At 44.4% G+C, this 16,560-nt stretch carries 14 protein-coding genes and 1 riboswitch; of the genes, 9 read left to right on the forward strand and 5 right to left on the reverse strand.

Features of this window, described 5'->3' with window-relative positions; all coding sequences use genetic code 11:
* Nucleotides 1-513: 513 nt before the first annotated feature.
* The 6 genes from KFT32_RS16730 (at nt 514) to KFT32_RS16755 (ending at nt 5,508) form a co-directional block, all read left to right on the forward strand.
* A complete protein-coding gene (locus tag KFT32_RS16730; RefSeq protein WP_211748377.1) occupies nt 514-939 on the forward strand; it encodes a GNAT family N-acetyltransferase in 426 nt (141 codons plus the stop codon).
* Nucleotides 940-1,112: 173 nt separating this feature from the next.
* Nucleotides 1,113-1,697: a signal peptidase I gene (lepB, locus tag KFT32_RS16735; RefSeq protein WP_211748378.1), complete on the forward strand. Its 585-nt coding sequence runs from the start codon at nt 1,113-1,115 to the stop codon at nt 1,695-1,697.
* 51 nt (nt 1,698-1,748) lie between these two features.
* The gene (gene queG / locus KFT32_RS16740) at nt 1,749-3,566 is read left to right on the forward strand and encodes a tRNA epoxyqueuosine(34) reductase QueG (protein WP_211748379.1); all 1,818 of its coding nucleotides are present in this window, start codon (nt 1,749-1,751) and stop codon (nt 3,564-3,566) included.
* Between the two features lie 121 nt (nt 3,567-3,687).
* Nucleotides 3,688-3,951, forward strand: coding sequence for a YneF family protein (locus KFT32_RS16745; RefSeq protein WP_211748380.1), 264 nt, complete (start codon nt 3,688-3,690; stop codon nt 3,949-3,951).
* Between the two features lie 54 nt (nt 3,952-4,005).
* Complete coding sequence (gene folE, locus KFT32_RS16750) at nt 4,006-4,599, forward strand: GTP cyclohydrolase I FolE (RefSeq protein WP_211748381.1); 594 nt, start codon at nt 4,006-4,008, stop codon at nt 4,597-4,599.
* Between the two features lie 114 nt (nt 4,600-4,713).
* Nucleotides 4,714-5,508, forward strand: a complete 795-nt coding sequence (locus KFT32_RS16755; protein ID WP_211748382.1) for a lipoate--protein ligase family protein — start codon at nt 4,714-4,716, stop codon at nt 5,506-5,508.
* A gap of 108 nt (nt 5,509-5,616) precedes the next feature.
* Here KFT32_RS16755 and KFT32_RS16760 read toward each other — a convergent pair whose 3' ends face one another.
* Both KFT32_RS16760 and KFT32_RS16765 read right to left on the reverse strand, forming a co-directional pair.
* Nucleotides 5,617-6,867: a Fe-Mn family superoxide dismutase gene (locus KFT32_RS16760; protein ID WP_211748383.1), complete on the reverse strand. Its 1,251-nt coding sequence runs from the start codon at nt 6,865-6,867 to the stop codon at nt 5,617-5,619.
* Nucleotides 6,868-7,087: 220 nt separating this feature from the next.
* Nucleotides 7,088-8,083, reverse strand: coding sequence for an alpha/beta hydrolase (locus KFT32_RS16765; protein ID WP_211748384.1), 996 nt, complete (start codon nt 8,081-8,083; stop codon nt 7,088-7,090).
* A gap of 412 nt (nt 8,084-8,495) precedes the next feature.
* Here KFT32_RS16765 and KFT32_RS16770 point away from each other — a divergent pair, with 412 nt between their 5' ends.
* Nucleotides 8,496-9,245: an IclR family transcriptional regulator gene (locus KFT32_RS16770; protein WP_211748385.1), complete on the forward strand. Its 750-nt coding sequence runs from the start codon at nt 8,496-8,498 to the stop codon at nt 9,243-9,245.
* Between the two features lie 133 nt (nt 9,246-9,378).
* Nucleotides 9,379-9,489, forward strand: a riboswitch (TPP riboswitch).
* A gap of 287 nt (nt 9,490-9,776) precedes the next feature.
* On the forward strand, nt 9,777-11,546 hold the full coding sequence (thiC, locus tag KFT32_RS16775) for a phosphomethylpyrimidine synthase ThiC (protein ID WP_211748414.1): 1,770 nt from the start codon (nt 9,777-9,779) through the stop codon (nt 11,544-11,546).
* Between the two features lie 99 nt (nt 11,547-11,645).
* Here the strand turns inward: thiC and KFT32_RS16780 are convergent, their stop codons facing one another.
* Entirely contained in the window at nt 11,646-12,680 is a 1,035-nt protein-coding gene (locus KFT32_RS16780; protein ID WP_211748386.1) for a hypothetical protein, read from the reverse strand.
* A 118-nt stretch (nt 12,681-12,798) separates the two neighbouring features.
* Here KFT32_RS16780 and KFT32_RS16785 point away from each other — a divergent pair, with 118 nt between their 5' ends.
* The gene (locus tag KFT32_RS16785) at nt 12,799-13,653 is read left to right on the forward strand and encodes a manganese catalase family protein (protein ID WP_211748387.1); all 855 of its coding nucleotides are present in this window, start codon (nt 12,799-12,801) and stop codon (nt 13,651-13,653) included.
* Nucleotides 13,654-13,798: 145 nt separating this feature from the next.
* Here the strand turns inward: KFT32_RS16785 and KFT32_RS16790 are convergent, their stop codons facing one another.
* Complete coding sequence (locus KFT32_RS16790) at nt 13,799-15,238, reverse strand: amidohydrolase (protein ID WP_211748388.1); 1,440 nt, start codon at nt 15,236-15,238, stop codon at nt 13,799-13,801.
* 21 nt (nt 15,239-15,259) lie between these two features.
* Nucleotides 15,260-16,552 carry an MFS transporter gene (locus tag KFT32_RS16795; RefSeq protein WP_211748389.1) on the reverse strand — a complete coding sequence of 431 codons (1,293 nt, stop codon included), beginning with the start codon at nt 16,550-16,552 and terminating at the stop codon, nt 15,260-15,262.
* Between the last annotated feature and the right edge of the window lie 8 nt (nt 16,553-16,560).

Genomic DNA, 16,560 nt, shown 5'->3' on the forward strand with positions numbered 1-16,560 from the left:
AGTGAAAGGTACAATCTCTATGTAAGAATTACCCCTCGACAGTTATATTAAACCGTATTCGGCGTATTTAATCAACATTTTTGTTGAATAAGCTGTTCTATAAGGTTTTATACTTTACATGACGTTTACAAAGTGATTTTTACAAATGCTAGCTATCTTAACATGGATAACATAAGTTGGACAAAATGGAAGGCTCGAAATGAAAACGCATTTAATGAAGCGCTTTCAGAAAAAAATTGCGTGTTTTCTGCAACAAAGTGTGGTTTAATGGACCTTGAAGTAGATTCATCTCGTTTTTTGTCGCAATATTATTTCCTGAACATTTCTGGTTGGCCCCTATGGGCGTGACAGATGTTTCAGCCGGCAGTTATGCCGGTTTTTCTGCCTGTATTTGAATACATTATTTAGGTTGTATCTGAATACATACAGAAAAGTGATCATCGGGTTTTTGGTAAAAAGGGTATGCCTTTTTTGTAAAACCTCACTAAAGTTAACGAAAAGGGAGATTAACACATGAACATTCGTTCCTTTCAGTTGAGTGACGCAAATCGCGTGACGGAGCTGTTACAAGTTGCTTTGTCCGAAGATTGCTTCGAGAACACGATGGGGCCTTTTGCACGACAGTTATCCTGGGACTCGGACCTTATTATGGTTGCGGAGGAAGACGGAGAACTTGTAGGTGCATTAATTGGGACTATCGATCAGAATCAGGGTTATATTTACCGTATTGCTGTTCATCCGGATGCTAGACGCCGTGGAGTTGGAAAAGCTCTAGTAAAAGCCGTTGAACAACGCTTTCATCAGCGTAAGGTAAGCCGTGTATGGGTTGCCGGAGATGAACATAACAAGGCAGCTATGCCTTTGTATGAAGCAATGGGATATGGAGCCAACCAGATTATGAAAGCTTTTCAGAATCTGAGTATCCTGGTTCACAACTAACTAGAGAGACAGACAAGCGAGACAGACATAAATAAATAGAAAAATATTGTTCACCATATTAGGCATATCTTGGCTTCCGTTGCAAATGGAACCGAGATATGCTTTTCTATTCATATGGCATTTATAGATATAGATAGATATGGCACTTACAGATTATAGAGGTGACTTAAGGGATGAACCGTGATGTACCACCTGAAAAAGAACGTGCGGTGACGCCTTCCCCCTCAGGCTCTTCAGTGGCAAAAGAGCTCAAGGATTGGCTTAAGACAATCATCATTGCTTTCGTCATCATGCTGCTTCTTAACTTATTCGTATTTAACATTTCCATCGTTAAGGGAGAATCCATGCAGCCTACCCTTACCGAGCAGAATCGACTGTTTATTAACAAAATTATATATGAGTTTGAACAACCGGGACGTCAAGATGTGATCGTGCTTCATGATCCAAGTAATGGGCCCGACCGTAAAGAGTTCCTTGTGAAAAGAGTGATTGGAATACCTGGTGATCTGATTGAGATCAGAGATCATGTTTTATATGTGAACGGTGAAGCGCAGAATGAATCCTATACAGATACAATCATTGAAGATCCTGATTTTGGTCCGATCAAATTGCAGGAGGATCACTACTTTGTAATGGGCGATAATCGCCATGCGGGGATGAGTAAGGACAGTCGTTCTTTTGGGAGCGTTACTGCGGATAAAATTGTAGGTAGGGCTGAATTTATTTTTTGGCCTAAGGAGAACATGAGAAAACTTTGAACGATACAACGTATGATCAAAACGTTCATTATATAACCTAGAGGTGAGAATATGATTAGCGGACAGTCAGTACCGGGCACAGCTGAGCGTTATGAATGGCTGAAACAAGAAATTATTGCTGCAGCGCCGTCGCTCGGTATTGATGATATCGGGTTTGCGGCCGCTGATCCATTTGTATCTTTACGCTCCATTTTGGAAGAGCACCGGGCAAATGGTTATGAATCAGGGTTTGAGGAACCCGATATAGAGAAACGGGTTAACCCTGCTTTGGATAACGAGAAGCCAGCTTCTCTATTGGCCATTGCAATTGCTTATCCTTCCAAGATGAAAGATCCACCGAAGTCTGAGCCAGGTAAATATAGAGGGATATTGGCACGTTCCGCCTGGGGGCAGGATTATCATCACGTACTTCGGGCTGCAATGGACAAACTGTCCGACTTTATTAAGGAAAGAGTACCGGAAGCGCGGATTGAAAGCATGGTGGATACTGGAGTTCTGGTAGACCGTGCTGTATCAGAGCGAGCTGGAATCGGATTTAGCGGTAAAAATTGTTCCATTATTTCGCCCACGCTTGGCTCCTGGATTTTCCTAGGGGAGCTTGTGACGAACATTCCGTTTTCACCGGATACCCCGGTTACGGAAGGGTGCGGAGAATGTACTAAATGTATTGATGCATGTCCTACCGGAGCATTAGTTGGTCCAGGGCAGCTTAATTCACAGAAATGTATCTCTTTTCTAACACAAACCAAAGGTTTTTTGGATGAAGAATATATGAAAAAAATCGGGAATCGGCTCTACGGATGTGATACATGCCAGATTGTGTGTCCTAAGAACAAGGGTAAGAATTGGGATCACCATCCTGAATTTGAACCAGACCCGGAGATCGTGAAGCCATTGTTGATACCGCTTCTTGATCTGAGCAATAAAGAATTTAAAGAACGTTTCGGACATAGTTCTGCCGCATGGCGTGGTAAAAAACCGATTCAACGGAATGCCATTATTGGACTCGGAAATTTTAAGGACAAAAGTGCTGTACCGAAATTAAGTGAAGTGCTCATGCGCGATCCACGGCCTGAGCTGAGAGGAACCGCCGCATGGGCGCTCGGCCAAATAGGAGGGGAAGAAGCAATGAACACAATAACGACAGCTGCTTTAAAAGAGGAGCACGAAACCGTGCTAACGATGTTGCAAAGAGCCGGAGAACGTTTAGCATCGGCATCTCTACCAAAGGACCAAGCCGTACTCAATAGTACTTCTAAAGATAATGTGGACTCTGTCCCACAAGAAGATAAAGTGGATAACAAGGCACAGGAGCAAAATGCTGCAGCTTGGAAACCGACACCTGTAACAAACCTCACGGGCACGCCAGTCTATTATCATGAGATCATTACGGACCTAGGGGAGTTCACTTTATGTGCAACGGAACAAGGACTAGCGAGACTCGATTTTGGAAACTATACCGTGCGTGAGGCACATCTTCAGCAGTGGGCAAGAACATGGCTGGGCGAGTACCATTTTGTTCACGATATCTCACGTTTTCAGGAAGCTGTTTGGCAGCTTGAGGAGTATGTGAAAGGGGAACGCAAAACGTTTGAGCTTCAGTTGGACCTTCGTGGTACACCGTTCGAGGTTCAAGTGTGGAATGCACTTGCTGATATTCCTTATGGGCAAACCGTATCTAGTCTGGAAGTTGCTGAAACGATTGGAAGACCGAAAGCGGTGCGTTCTGTCGTAGCCGCGATAGGAAAAAATCCGCTTCCAATCATTATTCCACATCATCGCATCACAGGTAATGAAGGCGGAGTTGCGATATATCCGGGTGGACTCCAAGTAAAAGAGCGGCTCTTGTCTCTTGAGAAACAAAGCTAATGTAAAGTGGTAAGAAAAACACCAATTTCCGTTTGCTAGCAGCCTTTCTACATGCTATGATATCGTTTGTAAACCGTTTTTAACGATATTAAATTCAAGTGGAAAATAGGGGTGTAGAAGCATGTGGAACATCGTCATACCCATTATTACACTAATTGTGGGCTTGATCGGAGGATTCTTCATTGGTGCATTTTATTTGCGTAAGCAGATGGAGAAAATGCAGAATGATCCTGAGGCTTTACAAAAGATGGCCAAGCAAATGGGCTACAATTTGAATAGCAAGCAGATGCAGCGTGCTCAACAGATGATGAAAACCCAGCAAGGCGGCAATGGTACGGGTAGAATGCAACCGCCTATGCGTAAAAATCAGGGCAGAAAAAGATAGTAGCTGTAATTTGCCTGCCAAATGCCAGATGTAACGGCGGGGAGGAAATACGAAATGGCTGGAGTTAAAGATTACGTGAATTCCTCTGTCGCGAACAATCGCGAGCAGATTGAATACCACGTTGAACAAATATTAAAGCTGATTGGTGAAGATACAAACCGTGAAGGTTTGCTTGAAACACCAGCACGTGTTACACGGATGTACGAAGAAATTTTTGCGGGTTACGAGGTTGATCCTAAAGATGTACTGGGCGTAACCTTTGACGAGAATCACGAAGAACTCGTGATCGTTAAAGATATCGTATACTACAGTCAGTGCGAACATCATATGGCTCCTTTTTTCGGGAAAGTTCATATTGGATATGTACCAAGCGGACAAATTGTCGGTCTTAGCAAACTTGCAAGACTGGTAGAGGCAGTAACTCGCCGTCTTCAGGTTCAAGAACGAATTACATCCCAGATCGCAGATATTTTGGATGAAGCATTGAAGCCGAACGGTGTTATGGTTGTCGTTGAAGGAGAACATCTTTGTATGTGTGCTCGCGGCGTCAAGAAACCGGGAAGCAAGACAGTTACCTCTGCAACACGCGGTACGTTCCGCGAAAATGCAGCATCTCGTGCTGAGTTTCTTTCTTTGCTCAAAGGATAATACCGTTATTCGGGCCTTGGCATATGAAGTACGGATAGAAAGCCTTGACCTTTTAGGTCAGGGCTTTTTTGTATGATATAGCTAAATTCGGTGAGGCGAAGGGGAGAATCTTTTATGTTTGAGGAACTACAGATTGTTGAATCTCCACTCATGAGAAGTACAGAAGATGTGCTTGCGGCTTTTGCATGGGAAGAGGTGCTTTGTAAGCAGGTTGGACTAGGCCACCGCCCTGTCGCTCATCTGTGGCGCCACGAGAATGCGTTGGTAATTGGGCTGAGAGACCGCAGGTTAAAGGGAGCCGAGAAAGTTTTGCGTGCTTATGAGGAAGCGGGGCTCGTAACATGCGTTCGTCCTTCTGGTGGGGCGGCAGTCAAACTGACTCCGGGCGTAGTCAATGTATCATTAATTATGCCAAACCCAGACCATGCGATAAACATACATGATGATTTTAAGAGAATGGTGAGTTACATACAGGAAGCATTGTTACCTTGGGGCATAGAGGCGAAGGCCGGAGAAATTGAAGGTGCATTTTGCCCAGGTGATTACGATGTAAGCATTGCTGGCCGTAAATTTTGCGGAATTGCTCAGCGACGTTTGGCAAAGGCATATCTGATTACCGCATTTATTATTGTTGAGGATGACGGAGATGAGCTGGCGGCAGAGGTTCGTAATTTCTACGATGCAGCTGCTTCAGAGACAGAAGAGCATTTTCCTCAGGTACAGCAGGGTACAATGGGAGGGCTGCGTGAACTTGCAGGGGTCCCTTCCTCGGAAGCTTATATGGAGTCACTTGTTCAGGTGCTTCGTCAGAAGGCCGTTCATGTTTACAATGGGGCTCAGCCAGATGTGCCAAAGGAAGAAGTGGAAAAAATGATAATTACACTTAGAGAACGTTATGATCGGGACTAAAAGGGCCTCCTCTTTCCATATAAAAACAACCTGTTGCTTGTAGCACAGGCTGTTTTTATATGGGTTATTTTTTTGCTTCAAACTGCTTCAATGGATTGTCCTGTGAGCTCAATAAGGAGTCCAGCGAAGTTTGCGCGCCTCCATGAAACGTTCGGATACCTCAGGCCAGTAAACGACATTCCACCAGTCTGTAATATATTTTTTTCGTTCATTCTGATGCTTGAGGTAATAGGCATGTTCCCATACATCCAGTGGAAGTAAAGGTACAATATCATATTGGGATAGATTCTGATGCTTCTCGGCTTGTAGAATTTCTAGACGATGTGCTCTTGGACTCCACACGAGAACCGCCCATCCTCCGCCCTCTACTTTGTTCGCTGCTTCTGTAAAATGCTTTTTGAATGCTTCAAAGCTTCCAAAATCTTTTCGGATTTGCTCGCCAAGGGAGCCAACCGGTTTACCTCCTCCTTTAGGGTTCATGATGTTCCAGAAGATGGTGTGTAAATAATGTCCAGCGCCATTAAAGGCAAGCTCTCGTTCCCAATGTTTTACGAGATCAAAATCTCCATCTTTTCTAGCTTCTTGAAGTTTCTTCTCCGCTTTGTTGAGATCATCTACATAGGCTTTATGATGCTTGTCATGATGAATACGCATTGTTTTTTCGTCAATGTAAGGCTCCAGTGCATTATAGGCGTAAGGAAGTGGAGGGAGTTTGTGTCCTCCGATCGGTACAGGAGACTCAGGTTCGCTTGTTTCAGTTGTACTCTCGGTATGCATCTCTGTCGGAGAAGAAGACGCGGTTAGTGTACCGAAAGATTCCTCGGCAATCCGTCCGGATATAGCCACTTCGGGGTAAGGGAAAGCTTCTTCTTCCTCCCAGTAGCCGCGTTGTTGCGGCTTTGATACCATTTGTGGATTTATTAGCTCTGACACTGCATTTTGGCGATCCAAAGGCTTTAGCTGATTCATGTTTTTTTCACATTGATCCCGGATGTGCTGAATGATTACTTTTGCTGAAGGGTGTTTGGATATAGCATCACTATGACTCATCAGATGATCAAGCTGCCGATGGAACTCTTTGGACTGGGCGAAACAAGTGTGAAGCAAGACATCCATTTGACCGAGTGCATACTCATTAGCATGGTGAGCTTCATTCTTTGTTTTTTTCATCCAGTCATCTGCCGTATAGCTTGTGCGTTCAAAAACCGACTTCCATTCATCTAACAGTTTTGCATAGGGAGTCTCTAGATTAGGCACAACAGGGATGATGATTTGGGTGTATTCCTTTTCAGCATCTTTCCAAGACCTTATCTCCTCAAGGACGCGCAGTGGCAAATAGGGCCCATACTCCAACTCCATACGCTAGTTACCTCCTGTTATTTTGTCTTATTGTTTTACGATCGCAGTAGCACAATAGACGTTATCTCTTTTTTATTTCTATTCTTGTTGGGGCTTGGACTATGATGACTTGTCAAATAATAGGAAACAGGCAGGTGAGGTGTATGTAAAGGTGCGTAGATACATGGAAATATACAAAAAAGACACCTTGGTTCAAGGTGTCTTGGATTAAAGTACGATATTATTGCTGAGCTAGCTTAATATTACCGAGGAACGTAGATACTTTCCGTAAATATTCCTTAGGATGTTCTCTGAATATGAGTTCATGGTGTGCGTCATCAACGATCCATACATCTGACTTCGGATTTGTTTGGTTACTAGCTAAAAGCTCAGCCATTGGATAAGGGGCTTTGTCATCCTTCGTTCCATGAATGAACAGGATAGGGATATCATAATCCTTTGTTTTTACTTCCTGATACGGTATCGAATTCAGACTTGTGCCATTGAGAACCGGGAATAACATGGTAAGAAGCTGTAATGTCGGTTGTCTTGGTAGGTTGATCTGATTCTGAATGTTATGGTAAAGCGTATCTGGCTCAAGTAAGAACGTACTATCCAGTATCATGGCATCAATATCTTTGGATACGAGTGCTGCCTGCAAAGCGGTTCCAGCTCCCATGGAGAAACCCCAGACGACGACTTCTTGTGAACCCTTCTGCTTAGCGAGTTGTACTGCACCGAGCAACTGTTTGGACTCTGCTTTTCCTCCTGTTGCAACACCGCGGCTGTTCTGGGAAGCAAAGCCATAGTCAAACATAATAACATTAAAATTTTGCTGATGAGCATAATGTGCCAGGTCATACATTGGAACCCAGGATTCCTCGCGGTTCGCACCATAACCATGACTTAAAACGATAGTTTTGCTACTCTGGCTTTCTGCGGGAATATACCATCCATTCACGTTACGACTGCCGTCGATCGCAGGGAAGGTAACCTCTTCATAGGCCATCCCTTTCGCAAGCATTGGATTAGAATACACCGGTGCCACCGTAGGATTCGAAAGAACCCAGGCGATGAAAGCATGAAGAGCGATAAAGCAAAATACAAGGAAGAAAATAATGGATAATACAAGGGCTACAATAATATGTTTAAAACGAATCAGCCTTGGCGAGATTGTTGGAGGAATCGTTGATACGTCTCGTTGAAGATGGCTATTGCTCTTGGATGTAGGAAACATACAGGATTCCCTCCTTCTTGTTAGTATCTTATGCAATCTCTTTCCATCATGACCGAAGAACTAGTTATCAGATGAGTTCGGGTGAAATTACGACAAAGTATGACAAATGTATCTGAGAGATAATTCGTAACTCTCTTACTATTATTTTTAATCCTATGATGTAAAAGTAGGAAAGTCAATCGGATGAGTCGATTTGTTACACAGATGTAATATTCGACAATCTAGTAGCTTAAATAGCTTGTCAAGTGAAGCAAGCCCTATTCCCAAATGGTGAGATAAGTGCTGCACATCGTAATATAAAAAGAACTAAATGAGATTGATTCTCAATAATTTTCTTTACATTAAGTATAAGTTCTCATATAATTTATGTAACCAGGTTTCACGTGATGAAACACGAGAGGGGGATGGTTCTATGGAAGATCAGGATCGCAAATCAACAGTTCGAGCGGTCGAACGAGCACTGGACATTTTGCTCACTTTTACAGGCCAGACTGACCTTGGGCTAACGGAAATATCCAGCAAGATTGGATTACATAAAAGTACGGTACATCGGCTGTTGTCGACGTTGGAGGAAAAAGGTTTTGTCATCCGTAATCCCTCTACGGAAAAATATCGGCTTGGGATTCGGATATGGGAACTCGCCGCGCATATGTCGCAAAGTGATGACCCCGCCGTGCTGTTGCTACCAGCAATGGAACGGTTGCGTGACAATTTAGGAGAGACCGTTAGTTTGTATTTAAGAGATGGGAACGAGCGTATTCGAGTTCAGGCAGTACAAAGTAACCAAGCGATCCGCCGGGTTGCCCCAGTGGGAGCGAGACTTCCCTTGTCTGTTGGTGCTTCTAGCAAAGTGCTTGTTGCTTTTGCACCTAACGAAGAGCAAGAACAATTAATTACAGAGTTCGATCCCCAGATTCCTTTTGACAAACCAACGTATTTGGCGCAGCTTCAGGAGATACGAGTACAGGGTTTTGCCACAAGCTATGAAGAAAGAGAGCCAGGGGCAGCGGCAGTTTCTGCACCTATTTTTGATCGTAAGGGAAATGTGGCAGCGGCTTTATCCGTTTCAGGACCTGTTAGCAGATTATCTCCTGAGACCCTTTGTGTATACGGGCCCGTGCTTGTGGAAGCAGCGGCGCAGATGGGCCTCATGTTACGATAAAGACAGGATTCAAACTAGGGAATTGTAAATATAAGGTTGTATTTCTCACATACTTGAGATACCCTTATAAAGATCGTTAGTACCAGTTAGACGGTCAAGCAATATGAATTTGCAGTTACATTACAATGTAATAACAACTTACTAGGGGAGCCCGAAATGCCGGGCTGAGATGGTATCGCAAGATGCCGGACTCTTTGCACCTGATCTGGATCATACCAGCGTAGGGAAGTAATTGGCGATAACATTAGGATCTTATTTTATTCCATTTGAAGTGGCATCATGTTTTGGATTCCAGATATGGTTTGACTGTATATCTGGAGCTCTGTCACAGTTTTAATGGAATGATTAAGAACAGTCTATTGTATAGAAGCCGGTTCCCCTTGCATGGGAATCGGCTTTTTTTATTGTCGTACACTTCTAGCAGCGAAGGTTCATGTGATTCTTTTTCGGGGGCAGTAAGCCACTTTGAAGGAGGATGAAACAATGAAGTTGCAACAACAGGGGAATAGGGATAATGATAAGGAAGTAAAAATGGTGGGAGAGGCGAAAGAGCCTATGTTCACACCCTTTCCAGCAAGCCGTAAAGTGTACAAGACAGGATCTAGGCCAGACCTAGCTGTCCCAGAAAGGGAAATAGAATTAAGTGTTACGCATACCCCGCAAGGGGTGGAGGTCAATGAACCTTTTCGAGTCTATGATACAAGTGGACCGATGGGAGATGCTGCATATGAAGCTGATATTTCCAAGGGACTTCCTGGGCTTCGGCATCATTGGATTTGGGAGCGTGGCGATGTAGAGTATTATGAAGGGCGAACGGTAAGACCCGAGGATAATGGGCTCAGATCAGAACGGAGTGCTCAGCAAGCAGCAGATGTTTTCCCTGGGGAATTTAGAAGTCCACTACGAGCTAAATCTGGTCAAAACGTGACCCAGCTGCATTATGCACGAAAGGGGATTGTCACACCAGAGATGGAGTTTGCGGCCATTCGCGAAGGACTGGAACCTGAATTTGTACGTGAGGAAATCGCAAGTGGACGAGCGATCCTTCCATCCAATATCAATCACCCTGAAGCTGAGCCGATGATGATCGGCAGGAATTTTCTCGTGAAGATCAACGCTAACATCGGTAACTCCGCTGTTTCTTCTTCAATAGAGGAAGAGGTAGAGAAAATGACATGGGCCGTACGCTGGGGAGCAGATACGGTGATGGATTTATCAACCGGCCGTAATATTCATACAACACGGGAGTGGATTATTCGTAATGCACCGGTTCCTATTGGGACTGTTCCGTTATATCAAGCACTTGAGAAAGTGAATGGGGAAGCAGATAAGCTGAGCTGGGAAGTTTACCGTGATACGCTGATCGAGCAGGCAGAACAAGGAGTGGACTATTTTACGATCCATGCAGGGGTACTGTTAAGGTATATTCCGTTGACGGCCAAACGGATGACAGGAATTGTATCGCGAGGCGGATCTATTATGGCTGCATGGTGTTTGGCCCATCATCAGGAGAACTTTTTATATACTCATTTTGAAGAAATTTGCGAAATTATGAAGACCTATGATGTTGCTTTTTCCTTGGGGGATGGGCTGCGTCCAGGAAGTATATATGATGCAAATGACGAAGCACAAATGGCAGAGCTTGCTACTTTAGGAGAGCTCACACAAATCGCTTGGAAGCACGATATTCAAGTGATGATTGAAGGACCGGGTCATGTACCCATGCATAAAATTAAGGAAAATGTTGATCTGCAGATGGAAATTTGCAAAGAAGCGCCATTCTATACACTCGGACCACTAACGACAGATATTGCACCAGGATATGACCACATCACTTCAGCTATTGGAGCTGCCATGATTGGGTGGTTTGGCACATCGATGCTCTGTTATGTTACGCCGAAAGAACATTTGGGTCTGCCAGATAAAAATGATGTTCGTGAGGGTGTTATTGCCTACAAAATTGCAGCACATGCAGCGGATTTGGCGAAAGGACATAAAGGGGCACAGCGACGTGACGATGCATTATCCAAAGCGCGTTTTGAATTCCGCTGGCGAGACCAGTTCCATCTTTCGCTCGATCCGGAGCGGGCGATGTCTTATCATGATGAGACACTCCCTGCGGAAGGGGCAAAGACCGCTCATTTCTGCTCCATGTGCGGACCTAAATTCTGTAGTATGCGTATCACCCAAGATATCCGAAATCTTGCCGCTGAAAAGGGAGTAAGTGAACAGGAGGCTGTTCACGCCGGAATGCAGGAGAAAGCAGCAGAGTATCGCGGCGAGCTTCCTCTAGTAGAATAGAATTATTATAGTAGAGAAGCCGTTAGTAACTCCCTTAGGGGGTACTAACGGCTAATTTGATTTTTAGTGTGCTGATCTTCTACTTTGCATCACGCAATATTAAATGACTTCCTTATTATCATCGATAATCTGTAAGGCAGCATTCCATAAACCAGGAAGGAACTCAAGTAATTGCTGGGAACGCAGCTCATAATCTTGAGAGGTTGTTAGACCGAGATCAGACATGAGGTCATGGAATGCAGGTTCATATTTCTTCTTATCTTCTTCCAAAGCGTCCGATGCCATGATTTTATGACACCGGGCAAAGGTAGCGACGATCCAGAATACAGCTTCCTGATGATTACCGCTGTGAATCAGTTCCCTGCTACCGTCGATCGCGATATGTCTGGCTTCTTCTGTAATATCGCTGCTGAAAAAATAGGGAGTAGAGGATACTTTGACCGCAGCATCAAAAACTTTCTCAAGCTCCGTCAAATGATGTTCTACCCTCTGTGGAGTTAGATGAGTAGACCCTAGTAGTTCAAGTAGTTCTTCGTATAGGTCCAGCTGATTATACTCCGTCAGCATTTGCCGTGTTTTTAGGTAGCGTAGCCGAACTGTAGGGTTCCAGAGTGCTGCCACGAGAAGGACATGTGTCGTAATCCCAATGGGGAACACAAGTGAGGGAGCTAGGTCATGCATGGGTGCTGAAGTGTCCAGATGCTTTATACCGTTAATTATTTTTTGATATGCTTCCTGACAGCGGCACAGTACCCACTTCCGCTGTGCATATTGGGTGGATATCTGTTCATAGAGATTCTGTAGATGGCCCGTCTTGTCCAGAATGATGCTATTGTATCGGAAGCCCCCGGCCAGATGATAGGAACATAGCACCTTTTCTACTTCATTGATTTGTTCCATGGAGAGGTAAGTAACTTCAAGCAATACGCCTTGATATGTGAATTTCCCAAGCTTCATAGAAGGTTCCTCTTCAACCACAACGACAATATCGATGTCAGAAGCAGGGGGGAGTTCGGCATCCTCAGACAAAGTGATCGTGGAACCACTGAAATAAGCACCATAAAATCCTTCGATTTGTTGAGCTGTCTCTTTGACCCAGTCACTAGCTAATTGTCTTGCGAGCTTTACATTCATCCTCGTTTCCTCCAGTGGAATAAGAATTTAAGTGCTCCAAGTATAGTCTCTTATGTATAAAGTATGTCTTTCTAGAACAAAATAGGGCGTCTAAATTTTCGGTATAGGAGGCCCATCCATGTATTTTTACAAAGAAGATTTAATTAATATTATTGTACCAGATAAACCTGATCCAGCGGCAGCCAAAGTGATTCAGGAAGCGCTTGGCGGACAATTCGGTGAAATGCGTACCATGATGCAGTATTTTTTTCAAAGCAGCAATTTTCGGGGGAAAGCAACCCAGTATCGTGATTTGATTCGTGGTGTTTTTCTAGAAGAAATCAGCCATGTGGAGCTTGTGCAACAAACGATCAATCAACTTCTCAGTGAGAGTGGAGAAGCGGTTCCCGGTAACGCAGGGGTAGATGAAGCGCCTATTGACGAAGCTGTTCGATTTGCGAATCCACATCACTTCATTATGGGTGGACAAGGTTCACTTCCTGTAGATGCAGGGGGGAATCCATGGCTTGGAAGTTATGTGTATAATCACGGCAATCTTGTTGCGGATTTGCTCAATAATGTGGTATTAGAATCTACTGGAGTTCTGCAGAAGACACGTATTTATGAAATGAGCTCAAACAAAACTCTTCGTGAAACCCTTGGGTTCCTGATTGTTCGGGATAATGCTCATCAGAATGCCTTTGCAAAAGCGCTAGAGACACTCGGAGTAGATTGGGGTAACATTTTTCCTGTTCCTAATTATGACATTAACAAGTATCCGGAGTGCCGGAAATATATCGACATGGGTTATCATAACGCCCAGTTCAATTTCAGACTGGATCCAACCCGGATCGCAGAGATCTATTCAGGAACCTCTCCAAGCCGCAATGGAGGGGAACTTCAAGTGATTGATCCACCAGAAGGTTTCCCGCTGCCTGAACTGCCTGAATTGCCTAATATGCATAGCCCTGGGCTTTACGATCTGAATCATTAAAATAGAGAACTCCAAAGCTATCGGATTTTTGTTCTCCATGCCATCGAAACTGAAATAACATAACAAAAACCACCCATTAATGGGTGGTTTTTGTTATGTTAACACGCATTTCTTTTTAACAATAAAATTATCAAAAAGATCCTTCTTATTGAATGGTTACGGCGTTCTTAATTCCTTCGGGTACAGGGGGTTTGACCTCTTCTGGTATGCCTGCCTTGAAAGTAATCCCTTTTCTAGATGTACTCTCTGCAAACTCGGATTTTGCTTGTTCCAAGATGCCATCTTTGTTCAGTAAAAGGTCGTATGCAGACAGCGCCATAATCTGAGCTGCATAATGCATTCCCTTCATCCCAATCGAAGAACCGAAGGAAGCTGTCGCCTGCCATGTATGGACCTGAACACCAACTGGGGCGCAAGTGGTTGTAATCTGGCCCATAGGAGTAATCCAAGACACATCACCAATGTCAGAAGAACCGCCAATGGTTTTTCCATACAATGTTTTCTCATTAATGAAAGGTGTTGCAAGCAGTGTTCCTTCCGGCAGAATGGAAGCTTCCATACTACTCGCTGCGAGGACATCGGGATGGATGCTATTTCGCAATTGTTCTGCAAACTTCTCTTCTTCTGCAGTGAATTCAATGGGATCTGTGTGCTCTCCTTGGGCATGCATAAGATCATTGAGTACAGCATTCGGCAAAGTGTCATAGCAACCGGCTTTAATATGCCAAGAAACAGTCGTTTCAGTCATCATGGCTGCACCTTGCGCTACTTTGATGAGTCGCTCGAAAAGATGGTCTACTGCTTTACGGTCTGCTCCTCGAAGGAAGTAATAGACACTGGCCTGATCGGGAACGATATTCGGAGCCTGGCCTCCGTTCGTAATCTGGTAATGAATACGTGAACCATCCGGCACATGCTCTCTCAAATAGTTCGCTCCTACATTCATCAGCTCCACTGCGTCGAGGGCACTTCTGCCCAGATGAGGAGCACCTCCAGCATGGGCAGTACGTCCAGAGAAGAAGAACTCTACACCGGTAAGTGCCTGCATACTGTAGTTGGCGGCAGCATTCATGCTGCCTGGATGCCAGGTAAGTACACAATCCAGATCATCAAATACACCGTCACGTGCCATAAAGGTTTTGCCTGACAGCAGTTCTTCTGCTGGACAACCGTAGTAACGGATGGTGCCTTGCATCTTATCCTCTATCATTTGCTGCTTAAGTGAAATGATTGCTTCTACCCCCGCTGTACCAAGCAAGTTATGTCCACAACCGTGGCCGGGCCCTCCCACTGTGATAGGATCATATATCGGACTGACTTGCTGAGATAAACCAGGCAAAGCGTCAAACTCGCCTAAAATGCCGATAATCGGTTTTCCTGCTCCGTACTCTGCAATAAAAGCGGTTGGGATTCCCCCGACTTCCATCGTAAGAGAGAAACCTTCTTTTTCAAGTAAATGTGCCTGCAAAGAGGACGCGTAGGATTCGGTATAGCCAAGCTCTGGTTTTTCCCAAATTTGTTTTGCCATCCGCGTGAATAACTCTTCCTGAGTACGGAGTTTGCCTAGTAACGTTGATTTGCTCATGATATCAGCTCCTTATGATTATTATTTTATGGGTAGGGTGGGTGACTGAGTGGAAGCTTGAGTAGAAGCTTGAGTAGTAGCTAACGCCCCTGTTTGATTTAGAGTAGACCGAACTCCAGGCAGCGTCAATGAAATGACTGCAGCAACGAGACAAGATACCGTGAGAAATAAAAATGCGTTGTTGTAAGATCCTGTGGCGTTAATGAATATTCCCATGATGGTGGGTGATAAGATTCCTGCCGCCTGTCCGCCGAAATTCACCATGCCGAAGGCAGTGCCGACGAATTTTTGGCTAATGAGCCGGTGGGGAAGTGTAAACACAAAGGATAGGGTGAAAGACCCGCAGATCATGGCAAGGCTCATGAAGATAATGACTTCCGTTATACCTGCCGAACGTGTAATAAGAAAAAGGAATAGACCGTATAAGAAGAGGCATGCGGTTACAAAAAACTTTGCTGATAAACCGATTTTATCAATGATTCTTCCGCTAATCAGCATTCCGATTGCCATTAAAAATGCAGGAATCGCTGTTAATAGTCCCACATCTTTTAGATTAATCCCTCGAACCTCCATAAGATATGTTGGCATCCAGGAAGATAATCCCCAACTGGCAATGTTAGCAAAAAAGAAAAGTAGCATCACTTTCCATAGAGTGGAATTACGGAGCAGTTCTTTATAGGCTCCTTTGTTTGCTGTTTTGGCAGAAGTAGAAGCAGAAGCGTCCGTGTCTTGTTTCACAGGGGCTTTGCGGGTAGCATACAGGAACCAAATAACAATGACAATACCTAGTAGAGAGATGGCTAGAAACGTATGACGCCATCCGAGCCATAGGAGAAGCGGGGCACAGAGGATTGGGGCAATAGCTCCGCCAAGTGCATTGGAGGACATCATAGTCGATTGGGCTTTCGTTCTTTTTTCTTTGGAGAAATAGTCAGAGATGGCTTTGGTACTGGCAGCGGGATAGGCTCCTTCTCCAATTCCGAAGAGAAAACGAATAAGTAGAAGGGAAGTGAGGGACCATGCAAATCCAGACAGGCCCGTAAATAGTGACCAGAAAAGAACAGCAATGACAATGACCTTACGTGAACCAAACTTGTCGGCTAACCATCCTCCCGGAATTTGCATGAGTGCATAACCGAGAAAGAAACTGCTGAGCACAATCCCTAGTAGTGAGGCATCGAGAGACATATCTTTGCCCATCTGGCTGAGTGCAAGACTGATCACAGTACGGTCAATGTAAGAAACAATCCAGGCTGTGAAGAGGACAGCAAGTATCATTTTGCTGTTAGGTTCCTTGGTTAGTGAGTCTTTCATTCATATCA

Origin of the sequence: Paenibacillus sp. Marseille-Q4541 (assembly GCF_018310695.1) — a bacterium.
GTDB lineage: Bacteria > Bacillota > Bacilli > Paenibacillales > Paenibacillaceae > Paenibacillus.